A 16843-nucleotide genomic window follows, 5' to 3' on the forward strand; every position below is an offset into this window, starting at 1 on the left:
CGAACCGTCCTGTGACCTCAATTGGGAGGCTTCCGGTTCGGTGTTTTTTAGGAGCCGGAAATGCAGCTATTCTCATGCGCGGCCTGTGGGCAGCTTGTCCATTTTGACAACCGGTCCTGCGTCAATTGCGGGCATCGTCTGGTCTTCGTACCCCAGACACTCACAATGGAGGCGATCGAGCCTGCTGGCGATCCGAACTGGTCATTGGTCGCAAACCCGGCGCGCCAGATCCGATTTTGTGCCAATGAGGTGAACGACATCTGCAATTGGTCCGTGCCTGCGGAAAGCAACAGCAATTTCTGTCCCGCTTGCAGCCATAACAGGCTGGTGCCGGACGTCTCGAAAGAAGAGGGCGTGGAGCAGTGGCGTCGGTTGAGCCAGGCGCAACGCCATCTGTTTTATTCCATTCTCCGTCTCGGCCTGCCGCATCCCAACCGCGACGTCGATCCGCAAGGCGGTCTCGTCTTCGACTTTCTCGTGGATGAGGTCGCGGCTGACGGCTCGATCATTCCGGCCATGACCGGCCACGACGAGGGATTGATCGCCATTCGCGCCGCAGAATCGGACGACGCGACGCGTGAGCAGATCAAAAGCAATATGAACGAGCCATACCGCACCATGCTCGGCCATTTCCGCCATGAGGTCGGCCACTTCATCTGGAACAAATTGGTCCGTGACGCCAACAGGCTGGATGCGTGCCGCGCGGTCTTTGGAGATGACCGCGCCGATTATGGCGAAGCCCTGAAGCGCAACTATGATCAAGGCCCGCAGCTTGGCTGGCAGCAAAGCTTCATCAGTTCCTATGCTTCGGTTCATCCCTGGGAAGATTTTGCGGAATGCTTTGCGCATTATCTGCATATCGTCGACACGCTGGAGACAGCGCATGCCTTCGGTATTGCCATCGAGCCGGAAGGGCATCAAGAACTGGAGGCCGATGTCAGCTTTGACCCCTATCGTGCCCGCAGTGCCAAACAACTGGTCAGCGCCTGGATACCATTGAGCGTTGCCCTCAATTCCATGCAGCGCAGCATGGGAGAGGCGGATTTGTACCCGTTTGTGCTGGCGCCAGCGGTGGTCGATAAACTCGAATTCATGCACCAGCTTCTGCACGGACAGATCCCGGCGCAGCAGCAGAACGAGATACACTCACAAGCACAGCCGCCACAGCAGCCAACTGAGCAAAATCAGGCTCTTTTCACAACCTGATAGCGTTCTTTCAGAAGCCGAAGCGCCGCATCCGGCGTATCCGGCGTGCCGAACAGGAAGCTTTGCCCGTAATGACAATTCATGCGGGCAAGCTCTGCGGCATCCTCGGGCGTTTCTATCCCCTCGGCAACCACCTGCATGTCCAGAGCGCGCGCCATCGCGATAATGGAGCGCAATAGTACATTTCGCTTGTCGCTGGTGTTGGCGACCAACGCCTTGTCCAGCTTGATCGTGTCGAACGGAAAGCGCGTGAGATAGGCAAGCGACGAGTAACCCGTGCCGAAATCATCAAGAGCGAGGCTAAGGCCAGTTTCCTTCAGCTTCGCCAGAACCAGCCGCGCCTGTTCCGGGTTCTCCATAACGATGGATTCGGTCAGCTCCAGCTTCAGCTGTTTGGGGTTGCAACGGGTCCGCTGCAACATGCTGCGCACATCATTGTAGAGCTCGTTGTTCAAAAGCTGGGCGCTGGAAATATTTACCGAGATGAAGATCGGCAGCTTGTCTATGGCATGCTGCCAGTCCATCAGATCATTCGCCGCGCGCTCCAGCGCAAACATACCCAGAGGTTCGATAAGCCCCGAAGCCTCGGCTATTGGGATGAATTCGCTTGGCGGTATGGCGCCGCGCTTCGGATGCTCCCAGCGCATCAGCGCCTCGAAACCGGCCAGATCGCCATTGTCGAGCTTGATGATCGGCTGATAGGCGAGCGACAGTTCCTTTCGTTCGATCGCACGGCGCAGATCGCTCTCCATCTGCAAGCGGTCTGTCCCGGACGTGCGGAAAGCAGGGCGGAACGGCTCGACACGGTTGCCGCCTGCGCGCTTGGCCCGGTACATGGCAAGTTCGGCGTCGCTCAAAAGACCGGCGGCATTCTCCTGCTGGTCGATCCATGACACGAGACCGATGGACGCCGTCAGGACGATTTCGCGATTGGCGAAGTTGATCGGCACCATGATGGCCTTGTTCACCGCCTCGGCAAAATCAGCAACACGCTGCGGGTCGCGCTCCGACACGAGAATGAGACCGAACTCATCGCCGGAAAGGCGGGCGAGCGTGTCTTGTGGTTTCAGCAGACGTCGCAGACGGCGGGTCAAAGCGATCAGAATATTGTCACCAGCGGCGATGCCCAGCGTGTCGTTGACCAGCTTGTAACGGTCGATATCGATTGCCATCACCGTGGGGCGCACGGTTTCGCCCTCCGGTGCGAGGTTAAGGACCGATTGCAGGCGGTCGAGAAAGACCTGACGGTTCGGAAGACCGGTCAGATTGTCGCTCAACGCATCCTGCAACAGCCGCTCGACGGAGTTCTTCTGTTCGGTAATATCGGTGATGGTACCGACGCAGCGGATGATTTCGCCATTTGAGCCCAGTACGGGGCGCGCACGAATTTGCAGCCAGTGGAAATGTCCGTCTTCGGCTCTGATGCGGAATTCGTGGTTGAGGCGTCCCTTGCGATGATCAAGCAGCACGTCGAGCGTCGCCTTGAAGCGGTCGCGGTCATCGGGATGCAGACGCGGGATCCAGTTTCTCGCAGCACCATGCATGGTGCCGGGGTTCAGCCCGAGTTTGACCGAAACGTCAGGCGTTGTGACGATGCGGTCGCGCGTTACATCCCAGTCCCACACGGTATCGCCGCTGCCGGTCAGCGCCAGAGACTGTCGCTCGAGATCTGAAAACAAGCCTTGCTGATAGGCGCTGCCTGCGAAGGCATGCTGGATGACGGTAAAACCGATCAAGAGCACGATCAGAACCAATCCACCGCCGAGGGCTGGTTGTACGATATCGTTGTCCAGTTGCCCAGTGACCGTCAACCAGCTTCCAAAGAGCCAGACCAGAATGAGGGCCCAGGACGGCACCAGCAAAATGGCGCGGTCGTACCGGTTGAAGCCGAGATAGATGATCAGTAACAGCCCCGCAGTCGCTGTCAGTGCAAAGGAAAGCCGCGCAATGCCCGACGCGATGGAAGGGTCATAAATGGCGACGCCAAACAGCGTACCAAGCCCGATGATCCACGCAAATGTCGCATAACCCAGATGCGCGTGCCACCGGTTCAGGTTCAGATAGGTAAACAGGAAGACCACAAAACTGGAAGCGAGCGCCACTTCGGCACCCGCGCGCCATATTCGCTGGTCGCTGGACGTGACGGTAATCAGCTTTTCCAGAAATCCGAAATCCACGCAGATATAAGCAAGAACCGCCCAGGACAGTGCTGCCGATGCGGGCAGAACGGAGGTGCCTCTGACGACGAAGAGAATGGTGAGGAGCACGGCGAGAAGACCGGCAATACCGAGAACGATGCCGCGATACAGCGTGAAGGCGTTGATCGTGTCCTTGTAGGCTTCCGGTTCCCACAGATAGATTTGCGGCAGTTGCGGGGTGGAAAGTTCCGCGACGAAGGTGATGACGGCGCCGGGGTTCAGTGTGATGCGGAACACATCGGCGTCGGGGCTCGGCTGTCGGTCCAGCGCAAAACCTTCGCTGGGCGTAATCGCGATGATGCGTTGCGAACCGAGATCGGGCCAGAAAAGCTTGGAATTCACCAGACGGAAATGCGGCGCGACAATCACGCGCTCCAACTGCTCTTCGGACACATTGGCAAGTGCAAAGACCGCCCAATCGCCCTGATGCGTGGGCGAGGAGGCCCGAACCTCGATGCGCCGTCGAATGCCGTCTGGACCGGGAGCGGTGGAGACCTGGAAGGCCTCTCCCTGATTGGCATGGATATCGGTCGTCGCCGTCAGGTCCAGTGCGGTGTCGTCGCGGGAGATCTTAACGGGCTCGAAGGCTTGGGCTTGTGCGGCGAAAAACACGCAGACAAGCATCAAGGGCAAAAAGCGCGCTGCGGCCACAAAACGTCCAACGAGGCGCGACGCAAGGCTAATATATCTCATCTATCTACTGCGTCCCGCCGGGATTTTGCTTGTCGGTGATGAGGGAGAACATGAGGTGGTCCCGCCACTCGCCGTTTATTTTCAGATATTCCCGCAAGAGACCTTCTTGCTGAAATCCGGCGTTTTCAAGCAGCCGTATGCTTTTGAAGTTCTCTGGAATACAGGCTGCCTCAATACGGTGCAACTGAAGTCCGTTAAAGATGTAGGGTATTACCAGCTTTAATGCGGCAGACATATGGCCTTGGGCAGCATATGGCTGCCCCATCCAGTATCCGATCATGCAGCTTTGCGCCGCACCCCGCCGGATATGACCGATGGTGATGCCGCCTAGAAGCACTTGCTGGTTATTGAAGAGGAGAAGAGACGCCGCCATTCCCGAGGAAAATTCCTGGGAATTGCGCGTCACACGCACCCGGTAGGAGCTTTCTGTCAGCTCGTCGCTACGCCATGTCGGCTCCCATGGTTGCAGGAACTGTCGGCTTTCCGAACGCAGTTGGTACCATTGTCGATAATCAGAATAGCGCGGCAATCTGAGCAGATAATCAGCATTGCGCAGTTCAGGCGTATCGCTGTTACGGGAAAGGAAACGCAGCATATAAGGTCAGACCTCATCCACTTGCCACGGATACTTGCCGCTGGGCGTTAGCCGTTTGCCATTTTGACGGACGGCGTTGCGGAAAGCTCTGCCGTGATATCCGAAAGCGGCAAGAGGTTTTCCAATGGGCCGATGGCAGATAACGTCGGAACTGTATCGAAAAACAGACGTCCTGCAAGATCGGTCAATCGTCCGGTCGTAATATCCCCCAGACGCTGCATCATTTCGTCATTGGGAATAGGCCTGCCGTAAAGCATCATCTGCCGGGCGATCTGTCCGGCGCGCGCCGCAGGGCTTTCCTGCCCCATCAACAATTGCGCGCGGATCTGTGCACGAGCGCGGTCGATTTCTTCCTGATGGATGGTTTGCGACGACTTGCGAAGTTCGTCAATAATCACAGGAACCAGTTCCGGCAAATCGCTGCTGCCGGTTGCGGCGTGAATGCCGAAGATGCCGGTGTCGGAAAAGCCCCAATGGAAGGCATAGACCGAATAGCAAAGACCGCGATATTCCCGCACTTCCTGAAACAGGCGAGATGACATGCCGCCGCCCAGAATATTGGCAAGGATCTGCGAACAGTAGAAGTCACGTGCGTGGTAGGCCTTGCCCTCGAAACCGAGAAGCACCTGGGCATCCATCAGATCGCGGGTCTCGCGGATTTCACCGCCGGTATAGATAGCTTGTTCCATGACCGGCGTTGCCGCTGGCATCTGCGGCAGGCCAGCAAAACGCTCCTCGACCTGCTTGACGAAGCTATCATGATCCACCGCACCCGCAGCGACCACGAAGATGCGGTCAGTCGTATAATTGCGCGCGAGATAATGGCGAATCTGACCAGTCGTGAAGGACTGCACGGTATCAGGTGTGCCCAGAATAGGGCGGCCAATGGTTTGGTCGCGGTACGCGACGCCGGAGAAATTGTCGAACAGCACGTCGTCGGGGGTATCTGTTGCAGCCCCGATTTCCTGCAGAATAACGTTTTTTTCCCGTTCCAGCTCCGCCTCATCGAAAGCCGATTCCGTGAGGATATCGGCAAGGATATCGACCGCGAGCGGAACATGGTCTTTCAGAACGCGGGCGTAGTAGGATGTCGTCTCTGTCGACGTCGCAGCATTGACCTCGCCACCGACATTCTCGATCTGCTCAGCAATCTGCCTGGCTGTCCGGCGCGCCGTCCCCTTGAACGCCATATGCTCAAGAAGATGCGCGATGCCGTGCTCGTCATCGGTCTCGTTCCGGGAGCCGGATTTGATCCACACTCCGAGCGCAACGCTTTCGAGATGCGGCATTTTTTCCGTAACAACGGTCAACCCGGACGAAAGCCGGGTTACATTTACACTCATATCACGTCTTTCCGCGTCACTCACTCTTGGCACGAGCGTGCTTGCCGATGAAAGTTTCCACCGCGTTCAGCTCAGCATCCAGAATGTCGAAACGCTCCTCCCGGTTCATCAGATCAGCAAGCCATACTGGAAGGGCAGGATCGATTTCGCAAGCAGATTTTACAGCTGCCGGAAATTTCGCTGGATGCGCCGTGGCCAATGTGACCATCGGAGTGTTTGATTTTTCGTGCTTTTTAGCAACGAAGACAGCGGATGCCGTGTGCGGGTCCAACAGGTAACCGGTCTCCGCCAGCGTGTCTCTGATCGTCGCAGCAACCTGCTTTTCCGTGGCGCGACCCGCCCGGAAATCGCGCTTGATCATCTTCATCGCCTTGTCTGAAATCTCGAATGCGCCCGATTGCTTCAAGCCGTCCATCGAGCGTTTCACGGCGCCAGCATCGCGGTCATAGGCTTCAAACAACAGGCGTTCGAAGTTGGACGAAATCTGAATGTCCATCGAAGGCGATGTCGTTGCGTGCACGCCGCGCATCTCATAGCGGCCAGTCTTCAGGGTGCGCGCTAGAATGTCGTTGTCATTGGTCGCAATCACCAGCTTGTCGATCGGAAGGCCCATCTGCTTGGCGACGTAGCCCGCGAAAATATCGCCGAAATTGCCGGTCGGAACCGTGAACGATACCTTGCGGTCCGGCCCGCCCAGCGAAAGCGATGCGGTAAAGTAATAGACCACCTGTGCCATGATGCGCGCCCAGTTGATGGAGTTCACGCCCGAGAGCTTGACGCTATCGCGGAACTTTCCATCATTGAACATGTCTTTGACGAGGTTCTGGCAATCATCGAAATTGCCGTGGACGGCAATGGCATGCACGTTGGACGCCGTTGAACTGGTCATCTGGCGCTGCTGCACCGGCGAGACCTTGCCATGGGGGAAGAGGATGAAGATGTCGGTGCGCTCGCGACCCGCAAAAGCGTCGATGGCGGCACCGCCTGTATCACCCGATGTCGCGCCGACAATGGTCGCGCGCTCGTTGCGCTCCGTCAGCGTGTAATCCATCAGCCGGGCGATGAGCTGCATCGCCACGTCTTTGAAGGCGAGCGTCGTGCCGTGAAAGAGCTCAAGAATGAAGGAGTTCGGCCCGGTCTGCACAAGGGGCACGACGGCAGGATGCCGGAAGGTGGCGTAGGCATCGTCGATCATCGAACGGAACGTATCAGCCGGAATTTCGCCACCGGTGAAACGGTATAGAACCTCGAAGGCGACCTCTTGGTAGGATTTTCCGCGAAGCGCCCGGATTTCCTTTTTCGACATGGTCGGCCATTTGCGGGGAACGTACAATCCGCCATCACGCGCCAGACCCGCCAGTAGCGCGTCGGAAAAACCCAGCGATGGGGCGCTGCCCCTGGTCGATACATATTCCACGAGAGTGTCCCTTGTCGTCAGCAGCCTATCCGTTGGAAACACGACATTTGGAGGGTTGCAAAAGCAATTTGCAAAATTCCAGCAAATCCGACCGCAACCAATCGATTTTTTCCAGCGCCGCTGCTATAGACCATCGCCGACAGGCATGAAAGGCCAATAAATGGGTTCTCTGGTCCTGTATCGGGATAGTTTTTGAAGGGTTGAACAGAGTGACAGGGAATATTTTGCGTTTGTCCGCCACGCTATCGCTGCTGACAGTGCTTGCAGGTTGCAACTCTTCCAATCCATCGGATTCGATGGCGGTGAATCCACCCGCAGCTCAAGCCGTGGCACCGGTCGTACAGGCCAATTGCCCGTCCATCACCATTCTCGACGGCACCGCCGTTCGCCGCGTCTACGCAGGTGGCGCAAAGGACGATGCATCCAAGCTCGTCTACCAAGCCTCGCTTTCCGACACGACCCGCTCTTGCAGCATGAGTGACGCAACGCTGACGGTCAACGTGCTCGCCCAGGGCCGCCTCGTGCCCGGCCCGCTCTCCAAGCCCGGCCGCATCACGCTCCCTATCCGCGTAACGGTGAAGGACGGCGACGGCGAAATCTTTTCGCAGGTCACCAACTTCCCGGTCGACGTTCCAGCCGGTGAGGCTGGCACCCAATTCATCTTCAACAACCCGAACGTCGCCATTCCCAACGCCCCGGGCGGCGCATCCCGCCAGACGAATGTGTTCATCTCGTTCGATGACGGTGGTGCACAGGCAGGTTCGAAAAAAGGTCGTCGCGGGTAAGTTTTCCGGGCTAGCTCGCCTGTTTACAGCCCTGCGGCCTTACGCAGGGCTTCGTTCATGCGACTCTGCCAGCCTTTTCCGCTCTGGCGAAAGCGCGCAATGACGTCTTCGTCAAGCCGTAACGTTATCTGTCGTTTTGGATTTTCAAGCGCAAGGCGTCCTCGGGTCGCACGATGCTCGCCTATAGCTTTAAAGAATTCAGGCGACAAAACCTCGGCTGCGGGCCGGAGGCGTCTCAGTTCCTGCTCGGTCATTTCGGGAAAGTCTACCGAATGCCAGTCAGTTTCGCTATAACCGCGCCCATCCCGAAATGTCACTTTTGAAGTCTTGGCCATGGCAACCTCCTTCTTTCCTTGTCGCTGGCCCGTCTAAAGCTGATAACGGATATCGCTTCTGATCCCAAAGTTGCGAAGATGACAGCGGCAGTTCCGTTGTGGAAATATCCCAAGGCCTAGAAACGCCGTGGCCCCAAATCTCGCTCGTGGCTTTTTTCGATAAGAGAGTTCTCCCAATCGAAGTCGCCAATATCTGAGAAATCGAGACCATGTTTCTCGATATTGGCGATCCGTTTCCGCTCATCCCAGATGATCTTCATCAGATAATGTAACTACATTTATTGATAAAGCAATGCAGCTATTCAGATGAGGGAGATCTGCGAAAGTGGCTTACGCCACGCCAGCCCATTCAGAAAGCGCTTCGATCGTCGCAGGCAGGTCTTGCATACGGGCGATCACGGTCTCTGCACCGGCATCCGTCAGTCGATCTGCATGGCTTGGATAGCTGTGAGATGCGCCGGTGAAGCCGATGACGCGCATGCCGGCCGCTCTTGCTCCGGTGATGCCATGCACGGAGTCTTCCACCACGACCACGCGGTCCGGCGAGATGTTGAACTGCTGTGCGCCATGCAGGAAGATGTCGGGCTTCGGCTTGACGCGATCGGCACCCAGATCCTTGGCGGAATAGATGTGACCTTCGAAATATGGCTTGAGGCCGACCTTGGTCAGCATCATCTCAAGCCGGGCGCTCGACGAATTGGAGCAGATGCAGCGTGGCAGCGTCAGGCGCGAAAGTGCTGTCTTCACGCCTTCGATGACCTTCACGTCGCGTTCGAGCCGTGCATCCAGAAGCTTCTCGGACTTTTCCAGAAGCGAGGCGGATAGAGGAATGCTGGCTTCGCGTTCCACTTCCAGAAGAATGTTCTTCCACGTCATGCCGGAAAAGCGTTCACCCATTTCCTCGGTCGAGATGGGGTACCCCGCGTCGGTCAACAGGCGCGATTCGACCTGCGCCGCGATGATTTCGGAATCGACGAGAACGCCGTCACAGTCGAAAATGATGAGGTCAAAGCCGCTCATGGGCTCTCCTTAGCGATTGGATATGAGGGAAAAGATCGTTATCGGAATGTTGGGGCGCTTTTAGACCAAATGGCTCTTAAGCTCAACCGATGCCACTGCAAACGAGCTTTGCATGCACTGTGCCTTGCTCGACAAGTCTCAAGCGGCACTTTATGTCAAGTCATGGCCAAAACTCCGATGAAGAAACCCGAAGACACCATCGCTGCCAAAATCAGCCGCGCATTGGCAGATCGGATCGTGCGCGGCGAGCTGGCGCCGGGAGAGCGGTTGCGGCAGGATCACATCGCCGAGGAATTCGGTGCCTCGCATGTGCCGGTCCGAGAGGCGTTTCGTCGTCTGGAATCGCAAGGGCTTGCCGTCAGTGTTCCTCGCCGTGGTGTTAGGGTTGCGGATTTCGGTTTGGCGGATGTTCAGGAGGTGGCCGAGATGCGGGCCGCACTGGAAGTGCTGGCGCTTCGCCATGCCGTTCCCAACCTGACAGCCGCCATCCTGGATGAAGCAGAGGCGGCGACGCTTGCTGGCGACAGGGCGATGGATGTCCGGCAATGGGAGGAGGCCAACAGACGTTTCCACAGGCTGATCACAGCGCCGTGCAATATGCCAAGATTGATGGAAACCATCGATGGGCTCCACGCCGCTAGCGCCCGCTTTCTGTTTTCCGCTTGGCGGGCAGGGTGGGAGCGACGGACCGACACGGATCACCGCGCCATTATTGACGCCCTGCGCGGCAGCCGGACGGAAGAGGCAATTCGCATTCTGGACGGGCACGCTCAGTGGATCGGCCGAACGGCAATCCGCACGCCAACGGGTTCGACCCGTGACGCCTTTGCGATTGTCGGATAAATTATAGATAATTTAAAATTACCTTATCATTTTGATTTTGCAATATTTATGTGGAGTTTTTCCACATGAGGCGATCATCGACAAGCGAATATTGAAGTTATCATCTGGATCGGGAAGCGTTTTAGAGTATCAATGATGTCGTCGTTCAAAATTATCTATAATTTGAGAAGAGGACATCATGACAACACAAATTCGCAACGCCTCTCCAGGCTTTCTCGATTTTTCGTCAAAATCCGTCGTCCAGCAGGCTTTGTTCATCGTTGCTGGAACAATGGTGCTGGCGCTGGCCTCTAAAATCGCTGTGCCGATGGTGCCTGTGCCGATCACCATGCAGACGTTTGCGGTCACGATGATCGGTGCGCTCTACGGCTGGCGTCTCGGTACATTGACTGTGCTTGCCTGGTTGGGAGAAGCCTTGCTCGGACTTCCGGTTCTGGCGGGGGGATCGTCCGGCCTTATGCCCTTTGTCGGACCAACTGCGGGCTACCTCGTTTCTTTTCCAATCATGGCGGCGCTTGTCGGCTTCCTGACGGAAAAAGCTATCAACGGTCATCGCCCGTTCGCCAGCTTCCTGCTCCACTTATGCGCAAATGCCTTGGGCCTGGCCATCGGCTGGGCCTGGCTGGCAGGTCTGTTGGGTGCTGAAAAAGCCTGGATCGCAGGCGTCGCCCCGTTCATTTTCGGTGCCGTGCTGAAATCCGCTCTTGCCGCTACGGTCCTAAAGCTTCTGGCTCCGCACAAAGAGGTTGCCCGTTGACGGTTCGTCTCAGGGCGCATCATCTGCTCTGCATGCTGACCTATGTGGGTAAAGGCTATACGCCTGGCTTCACGGTCAATTACGACCGTGTTGCCAGGCGGCTCAATGGCGGGGAAGAGATCGAAATCGTATCAGGTCCTGATGATATCTGCGCACCTCTGCTGGGTGACGAGACCGCGCACTGCTTCAAAAAAGGGGTGAGTGAACGGGACACAAAAGCTCTCATGTCAGTGACGGAATGGCTGGGCTTGACACTACAGATCGGAAGCCGGGTCGTCCCGGATGAAGCTTTTATCGAAAAGCTTCGCATCGGTTTTAAACGTGAGCCCCTGCGTTCCGCATGCTCTGGCTGCGAATGGACGGGTCTTTGCGACCGCGTTTCCGCATCGAATTTCTGCGGCGTGAAGATCGCGCCGCAGACGACCGCTGGGGTCAGTCGGTGATGTTGATTTCCGTGCGCTCGGCGGCTTTGACCGTCGCGCTCACTTCTTTCGGTTCGCGCTTGGTTTTGTCGTCATAGGTCACCTTCACGGAATAATTTCCCGGACGCAGAGTTTCCTGATGCGTGGTGCCATAACGGCCGGAGATTTCCTTCTGCGTGCCTTGCAGATCTTTCGTTGTTTCCACGATGTCAATGCGCTGCGCATCCTTGGCTTTCACCGCCAGCACCCCAGCATCGAGGTTGACGGTCACAGTGGTCCGCTGGCCCGCAGTCACGCTGAACGGTGTTTCCACCACAACCTTGCCGAGACGCGCGCGCATGACAAAGGAGCCGGCAGGCATCTGCATCAATTTGCCGGGACCATAAGTGCCAGTCATGGTTTCGCGGGTGCCATCAATGGTTTCGTCCGTGGATACCGTCTCGAAGCGGATATTGTCGGTTTCAACGGCGCGCCCGCCATCCTTGTAGACAGCGTTCGCAATCACGACGCCGCTGGGAATGATGAGGTCGTGGCTGATCGTCTCGCCCGCTTTCACGATTACCGTACCTTCAGCCTTCGCGGGGCCGATACGACCTTCAAGCTTAAGCTCGCCGGCCGGAACGAATATTTCTTTCGCGCCATAGATGCTGTCGCTGAACGTTCCTTGCTTGATGTCGACGCGGGCTTGCGGCTCCGCTTCCTTGCTGTCCTGGCTGCGCTTGGGGACAACGGTCAATTGCGCGGCGTCGAACACGACATTCACTTGCGCGACCGCTCCGTTCTTGATCTCGACGGGAATGTTGCGAGTGATGTTGCCAAGGCTTGCCACAGCCACATATTTCCCGACCGGGATTTTCTCCTCGAATGTCGCGTCATAGGCGCCGCCGACATTTTCTTCGCTCGCACCGCCGGTGCTGTCGGCCTTGTAGAAATCCCACCGCACCTTGTCGCTATTGCCAAGCGATGGCCCGCCGGTGACGAGCATCGCATCCGTCTTGACGTTGATCTGTGGTTTTGGAGCCGGTGTCGTTGCGCTCTGCGCAAAGGCCGTACTGGCAAAAAGTGTGGAAACGATAATGATGGAAACGCGCATTCTGAAATTACCCCTGCAACCCTTAACCCTGGCTCCATCATATAGATGGCGCGCAAAATTCCGAAATCACAACGTTAAAAGTGACGTTTGGTTCCATTGCTCACTATTGAATCTCGAACGCTTGGCAAACGCTCCTTTGACTTGACTATTTATTCTTCTTTGTTCATCTTATGTTCATGTTGGAGGGCATGGGATGGATAACATCGAGCTACATAACGTCGTGGTCCGTGCAAAAGCAGCTTGTTATGTCGGCGGCGGTCAGAGCGTTTCTATCAGCAGGCTTGGGTCTCACGACCTCACCTGGTCCGAGGGCAGGTGGTTCTATCGCGATAGCTATTTTGGCGGTTCTGACTTTCTTGGTCAGGAAACAGTTTGGTGTGATGAGACGCCTGTCTGGGCCATGAATTATTACGGTTACATTTTGCGTCACGATCTGATTGACGCGGCGCGGGCAGGTAGCACCATCAAGGCTGCGCTCTCGGCTATGTATGCGCAGGGCCGTTTTCTGGGCGGGTTCGAATGGGCCGGAGAATTCGGTACATATCGGGATAGCAGCGACGGCGACCTAACCCACTTTCATGGCAGAGAAGCCATTCTCGTAGAGAATGAAATCGCTTACGTGCTCGATTATTTTGGCGGCCTTATCAAGCCTTAGTTAGGCTGCTTAACTGTAACGGGTCTTTGATTTCACCCAGTAATCGTATTTTTTTACGCACTTAGCACGATTTTGCGTACCTCGTTCAGCCTTTGATAACCAACTTCGGTAACCATAAGCATCAGTTGAGTTGAGTAAGCGTATGGAGCGAGTACCTATGGCATCAGTGTTTCCGCTGGCCGATTTTCGGCGTGCCGGTTTTGATCTTGCAGGTGACAGCGATGCCTGGAAAGACAGCATCATCAAGGGTGACTGCGTTGCCGCGCTCGAGGCACTCCCCAGCCAGTCGGTCGATGCGATTTTCGCTGATCCGCCGTATAATCTTCAGCTCGGTGGCACGCTTCACCGCCCGGACCAGTCGCTGGTCGATGCCGTCGATAATGATTGGGACCAGTTCGCATCCTTCGAGGCCTATGACGCGTTCACCCGCGCCTGGCTTCTGGCCTGCCGACGTGTGCTTAAGCCAAACGGCACGATCTGGGTCATCGGCTCGTATCACAATATCTACCGCGTCGGCTCCATTCTTCAGGACATGAATTTCTGGATTTTGAACGATATCGTCTGGCGCAAGACAAACCCGATGCCGAACTTCAAGGGTCGCCGGTTCCAGAACGCGCATGAAACGATGATCTGGGCCAGCCGCGATGCCAAGGCAAAAAGCTACACCTTCAATTACGAAGCGCTGAAAGCATCCAATGACGATGTGCAGATGCGTTCCGACTGGCTGTTCCCGATCTGCAGCGGCGGCGAGCGGTTGAAGGGCGATGACGGCAAGAAGGTTCACCCCACCCAGAAGCCGGAAGCCCTGCTGGCACGCATCATCATGGCGTCTACCAAGCCGGGTGATGTCGTGCTGGACCCCTTCTTCGGCTCCGGTACCACGGGTGCGGTCGCAAAGCGTCTGGGTCGCCATTTCGTCGGCATCGAGCGCGAGCAGGACTATATCGATGCGGCCTCTGCACGTATCGCCGCCGTCGAGCCTCTCGGCAAGGCTGAACTCACGGTTATGACCGGAAAGAAATCCGAGCCGCGCGTTGCGTTCAACGTGCTCCTCGAAAGCGGTCTGGTTCGTCCCGGTCAGGTTTTGACGGACGCGAAACGCCGCTACAGCGCCATCATCCGTGCCGATGGAACGGTTGCATCCGGTGGCACCGCTGGCTCCATTCATCGCCTCGGCGCCAAGGTGCAGGGGCTGGATGCCTGCAACGGCTGGACCTTCTGGCACTTCGAAGAGGGTGAGGCTCTCAAGCCGATCGATGATCTGAGAACTCTGATCCGCAATGAAATGGCAAAGGCCGGATAAAGCGATCCACCGCTTTGCCCTTGTCAATCGCTGGCGATTTTTATCGCCGAGGATACTTCATCCGGTTTTAGTACCTTCAGTCCCGGGTGAGGAGCAACAGACGTCCGGCGTTCCCTGAGCGCCGGACGTCTGTGTATTCGCTATTAATCATAACAGAATTTTCTTAAATATATCAATTGCATGGCAAGCCTGGAGCAAGTATGGCTCTCTAGCTAGTGTGTCCAAGGGAGCCACGAGCAAGCCGCCAGCGGATCTGCCTGGATGTCAGAGATGATGTCCGAAAGGCAAGGTCCAGAAAAACAAGGCAGCAACTTTCCCGATTGTGAGATTTACAAATCTGGCCGTTCGCGGTCGGACTGGTGCAGGTAGAAGACCGCCATTTTCGCCTGCACCAGACATTCTCATTTCAGAAACTGACGCCATACTCGGCCAAATCTGCTTTCAATTTCTCAGCACCGGTAAAATGCACGGCCTGCCATCCGGCGGCTTTCGCGCCTTCCACATTGGGAAGCGAATCGTCGATGAAAAGGCTGCTGGCGGGGTCGAGGCCAAAAGTCCTTGCGTGCAATTCGTAAATCGCCACATCTGGCTTGATCAGTCCGACATCGCCCGACACCGTCACGCCGCGTGACCACGTCAAGAAAGGATACATCTTCTGCGCTTCACGGAACGTATCCGAGGCGAAGTTGGTGAGCATCGTCACGTCGTACCCGCTATCGATCAGGCCTTTCAGAATGGCAACCGAATCATCATATGCGTGCGACACCATTTCGTGCCAGTGCAGACGAAAGGCGCGGATCGTTTCTTCGTGGTCGGGATAGTCCTGCAAAAGCAGAGCTTCGGCTTCTTCCCATGTGCGGCCCCGGTCCTGCTCGATATTCCAGTCATGCGTGCAGACATTTTCGAAGAACCACGAGCGTTCCTGCTCATCTGGAATGAGGCGGCTGTAGGGAATGTTCGGATCGTAGTGGATCAGAACTTTGCCGATATCAAAAACGATATGGTTGATTTTGGTCATCAATTCTTCCTGCTTTTATCGAAGGCAAACGGAATAGCCTGCGCGATCGCTTTTTTCATCACGGTCGGCAGCGCTTGCGCATCGAGGTTTGTCACCGGCTCCCACCATTCGTCATTGGCACCGGGCTGTGTACTGCCGGAAATTCTGGCATGGAAAATGGAAAGTCGAAGCTCGAAGTGGGTAAAGACGTGCACGATTGTGCCGGCTGCCTCCCAGTCCGCCTCAAACGGCGCGTGCTCGGCACCGGTACCGCCATCGATCCGCGCTGTCCACGCCGTCGTCGGTACTTCCGTCATGCCGCCCAGCAGGCCAGTTTCGATGCGGCGGCGCAACAGAATCTCACCCTTGTCATTCACCGCAACGAAGGCCGCCCCCACGCGCACCGGCTTCTCCTTCTTGGCAGCCTTCACCGGAAAACGTTCCGGTTCATCGTGGGCCAGCGCCTGACAATGGCTGTTGTAAGGACAGAGCGCGCAGGCCGGACGCTTCGGCGTGCAGATCGTTGCTCCGAGGTCCATCATCGCTTGCGCGAAATCGCCCGGACGGGTAGCGGGGGTTATCTCGGCCACCTTCGCCCGCATAGCACCCTTGGAGCCGGGCAGGGGCGCGTCGATGCAAAACAGGCGGGAAATCACGCGCTCAACATTGCCATCCAGCACCGCTGCCTGACGGTTGAAGGCGATTGCGGCAATCGCTGCTGCCGTATAGTCGCCGATGCCGGGCAGGGCTTTCAATCCCTCTTCGGTATCGGGAAACACGCCGCCATGCGCGTTCGCAACCGCTTCGGCGCATTTTTTCAGATTGCGCGCGCGCGCATAATAGCCAAGCCCCGCCCAGGCGGCCATCACGTCTTCGCTGGATGCGGCGGCCAGATCCTCGACCCGTGGCCACAGTGCCAGAAACTTGGCAAAGTAAGGCTTTACCGCCTGAACGGTGGTCTGTTGCAGCATCACCTCGGAAAGCCAGACGTGATATGGATTGGCCCGCAAACCTTTTGCCGTCATCGGCGGCGAGGTGCGCCACGGTAGATCGCGGTGGTGTCTGTCGTACCAGGCCAGCAGCATCTCCGCATAAGGCGGGTTTTCAATTTTCTGAAGCATGGTTTGCTGTGGCCCTCATATTGCGCCTATACTTGGTTCATCCGCTTGCGTCGATCAAGC

General features: G+C 56.8%; 16 protein-coding genes and 1 pseudogene. 7 read left to right on the plus strand and 10 right to left on the minus strand.

Annotation, left to right across the window (positions count from 1 at the left end):
* Positions 1-60 precede the first annotated feature (60 nt).
* Positions 61-1206, plus strand: coding sequence for a zinc-binding metallopeptidase family protein (locus tag RMR21_RS03065; RefSeq protein ID WP_498669250.1), 1146 nt, complete (start codon positions 61-63; stop codon positions 1204-1206).
* On the opposite strand, the gene RMR21_RS03070 is transcribed toward RMR21_RS03065, so the two are convergent.
* From RMR21_RS03070 to thrC, 4 genes are all read right to left on the minus strand, one after another.
* Positions 1185-4028 (minus strand): EAL domain-containing protein, encoded by a 2844-nt coding sequence (locus RMR21_RS03070; protein WP_498670228.1) that lies wholly within the window; start codon positions 4026-4028, stop codon positions 1185-1187. The two genes, RMR21_RS03065 and RMR21_RS03070, sit on opposite strands and share 22 nt — an antisense overlap.
* A 73-nt stretch (positions 4029-4101) precedes the next feature.
* A complete protein-coding gene (locus RMR21_RS03075) occupies positions 4102-4692 on the minus strand; it encodes a GNAT family N-acetyltransferase (RefSeq protein WP_498669251.1) in 591 nt (196 codons plus the stop codon).
* Positions 4693-4739: 47 nt separating this feature from the next.
* Complete coding sequence (locus RMR21_RS03080) at positions 4740-6035, minus strand: M16 family metallopeptidase (protein ID WP_498669252.1); 1296 nt, start codon at positions 6033-6035, stop codon at positions 4740-4742.
* A gap of 16 nt (positions 6036-6051) precedes the next feature.
* Positions 6052-7452, minus strand: a complete 1401-nt coding sequence (gene thrC, locus RMR21_RS03085; protein ID WP_498669253.1) for a threonine synthase — start codon at positions 7450-7452, stop codon at positions 6052-6054.
* Positions 7453-7682: 230 nt separating this feature from the next.
* Here thrC and RMR21_RS03090 point away from each other — a divergent pair, with 230 nt between their 5' ends.
* Positions 7683-8237 carry a PilZ domain-containing protein gene (locus RMR21_RS03090; protein WP_498670229.1) on the plus strand — a complete coding sequence of 185 codons (555 nt, stop codon included), beginning with the start codon at positions 7683-7685 and terminating at the stop codon, positions 8235-8237.
* A gap of 23 nt (positions 8238-8260) precedes the next feature.
* On the opposite strand, the gene RMR21_RS03095 is transcribed toward RMR21_RS03090, so the two are convergent.
* From RMR21_RS03095 to RMR21_RS03105, 3 genes and pseudogenes are all read right to left on the minus strand, one after another.
* The gene (locus RMR21_RS03095) at positions 8261-8572 is read right to left on the minus strand and encodes a BrnA antitoxin family protein (RefSeq protein WP_498669254.1); all 312 of its coding nucleotides are present in this window, start codon (positions 8570-8572) and stop codon (positions 8261-8263) included.
* Positions 8551-8832, minus strand: a pseudogene (locus RMR21_RS03100) (BrnT family toxin). The gene RMR21_RS03095 and the pseudogene RMR21_RS03100 overlap by 22 nt, the downstream one beginning before the upstream one ends.
* Before the next feature lie 70 nt (positions 8833-8902).
* On the minus strand, positions 8903-9592 hold the full coding sequence (locus RMR21_RS03105; RefSeq protein ID WP_498669255.1) for an HAD family hydrolase: 690 nt from the start codon (positions 9590-9592) through the stop codon (positions 8903-8905).
* 177 nt (positions 9593-9769) lie between these two features.
* Between RMR21_RS03105 and RMR21_RS03110 the strand changes: the two genes are divergently transcribed.
* The 3 genes from RMR21_RS03110 to RMR21_RS03120 all read left to right on the plus strand — a co-directional run bounded on the left by RMR21_RS03110 (position 9770) and on the right by RMR21_RS03120 (position 11635).
* Positions 9770-10435 (plus strand): GntR family transcriptional regulator, encoded by a 666-nt coding sequence (locus tag RMR21_RS03110; RefSeq protein WP_498669256.1) that lies wholly within the window; start codon positions 9770-9772, stop codon positions 10433-10435.
* A gap of 178 nt (positions 10436-10613) precedes the next feature.
* Positions 10614-11192, plus strand: a complete 579-nt coding sequence (locus RMR21_RS03115; RefSeq protein ID WP_498669257.1) for a biotin transporter BioY — start codon at positions 10614-10616, stop codon at positions 11190-11192.
* Complete coding sequence (locus RMR21_RS03120; RefSeq protein ID WP_498669258.1) at positions 11189-11635, plus strand: DUF1284 domain-containing protein; 447 nt, start codon at positions 11189-11191, stop codon at positions 11633-11635. The genes RMR21_RS03115 and RMR21_RS03120 overlap by 4 nt, the downstream gene beginning before the upstream one ends.
* On the opposite strand, the gene RMR21_RS03125 is transcribed toward RMR21_RS03120, so the two are convergent.
* Positions 11625-12707 carry a hypothetical protein gene (locus tag RMR21_RS03125; protein WP_498669259.1) on the minus strand — a complete coding sequence of 361 codons (1083 nt, stop codon included), beginning with the start codon at positions 12705-12707 and terminating at the stop codon, positions 11625-11627. The genes RMR21_RS03120 and RMR21_RS03125 overlap by 11 nt on opposite strands.
* A gap of 193 nt (positions 12708-12900) precedes the next feature.
* Here RMR21_RS03125 and RMR21_RS03130 point away from each other — a divergent pair, with 193 nt between their 5' ends.
* On the plus strand, positions 12901-13362 hold the full coding sequence (locus RMR21_RS03130; protein WP_498669260.1) for a DUF5680 domain-containing protein: 462 nt from the start codon (positions 12901-12903) through the stop codon (positions 13360-13362).
* Positions 13363-13519: 157 nt separating this feature from the next.
* Entirely contained in the window at positions 13520-14665 is a 1146-nt protein-coding gene (locus tag RMR21_RS03135; protein WP_498669261.1) for a site-specific DNA-methyltransferase, read from the plus strand.
* 406 nt (positions 14666-15071) lie between these two features.
* Here the strand turns inward: RMR21_RS03135 and RMR21_RS03140 are convergent, their stop codons facing one another.
* The gene (locus RMR21_RS03140) at positions 15072-15683 is read right to left on the minus strand and encodes an HAD family hydrolase (protein WP_498669262.1); all 612 of its coding nucleotides are present in this window, start codon (positions 15681-15683) and stop codon (positions 15072-15074) included.
* Positions 15683-16783 carry an A/G-specific adenine glycosylase gene (mutY, locus tag RMR21_RS03145; protein WP_498669263.1) on the minus strand — a complete coding sequence of 367 codons (1101 nt, stop codon included), beginning with the start codon at positions 16781-16783 and terminating at the stop codon, positions 15683-15685. The genes RMR21_RS03140 and mutY overlap by 1 nt, the downstream gene beginning before the upstream one ends.
* Positions 16784-16843: the final 60 nt, after the last annotated feature.

Source organism: Agrobacterium sp. rho-8.1 (assembly GCF_033957725.1).
Taxonomy (GTDB): Bacteria; Pseudomonadota; Alphaproteobacteria; order Rhizobiales; family Rhizobiaceae; genus Agrobacterium.

Excerpts from the sequence above, each read along its gene's own strand:
- RMR21_RS03065 (WP_498669250.1), top strand. The coding sequence starts at position 61 with ATGCAGCTATTCTCATGCGCGGCCTGTGGGCAGCTTGTCCATTTTGAC.
- RMR21_RS03070 (WP_498670228.1), bottom strand. The coding sequence starts at position 4,028 with ATGCTTGTCTGCGTGTTTTTCGCCGCACAAGCCCAAGCCTTCGAGCCC.
- RMR21_RS03075 (WP_498669251.1), bottom strand. The coding sequence starts at position 4,692 with ATGCTGCGTTTCCTTTCCCGTAACAGCGATACGCCTGAACTGCGCAAT.
- RMR21_RS03080 (WP_498669252.1), bottom strand. The coding sequence starts at position 6,035 with ATGAGTGTAAATGTAACCCGGCTTTCGTCCGGGTTGACCGTTGTTACG.
- RMR21_RS03095 (WP_498669254.1), bottom strand. The coding sequence starts at position 8,572 with ATGGCCAAGACTTCAAAAGTGACATTTCGGGATGGGCGCGGTTATAGC.
- RMR21_RS03105 (WP_498669255.1), bottom strand. The coding sequence starts at position 9,592 with ATGAGCGGCTTTGACCTCATCATTTTCGACTGTGACGGCGTTCTCGTC.
- RMR21_RS03110 (WP_498669256.1), top strand. The coding sequence starts at position 9,770 with ATGAAGAAACCCGAAGACACCATCGCTGCCAAAATCAGCCGCGCATTG.
- RMR21_RS03115 (WP_498669257.1), top strand. The coding sequence starts at position 10,614 with ATGACAACACAAATTCGCAACGCCTCTCCAGGCTTTCTCGATTTTTCG.
- RMR21_RS03125 (WP_498669259.1), bottom strand. The coding sequence starts at position 12,707 with ATGCGCGTTTCCATCATTATCGTTTCCACACTTTTTGCCAGTACGGCC.
- RMR21_RS03130 (WP_498669260.1), top strand. The coding sequence starts at position 12,901 with ATGGATAACATCGAGCTACATAACGTCGTGGTCCGTGCAAAAGCAGCT.
- RMR21_RS03135 (WP_498669261.1), top strand. The coding sequence starts at position 13,520 with ATGGCATCAGTGTTTCCGCTGGCCGATTTTCGGCGTGCCGGTTTTGAT.
- RMR21_RS03140 (WP_498669262.1), bottom strand. The coding sequence starts at position 15,683 with ATGACCAAAATCAACCATATCGTTTTTGATATCGGCAAAGTTCTGATC.
- mutY (WP_498669263.1), bottom strand. The coding sequence starts at position 16,783 with ATGCTTCAGAAAATTGAAAACCCGCCTTATGCGGAGATGCTGCTGGCC.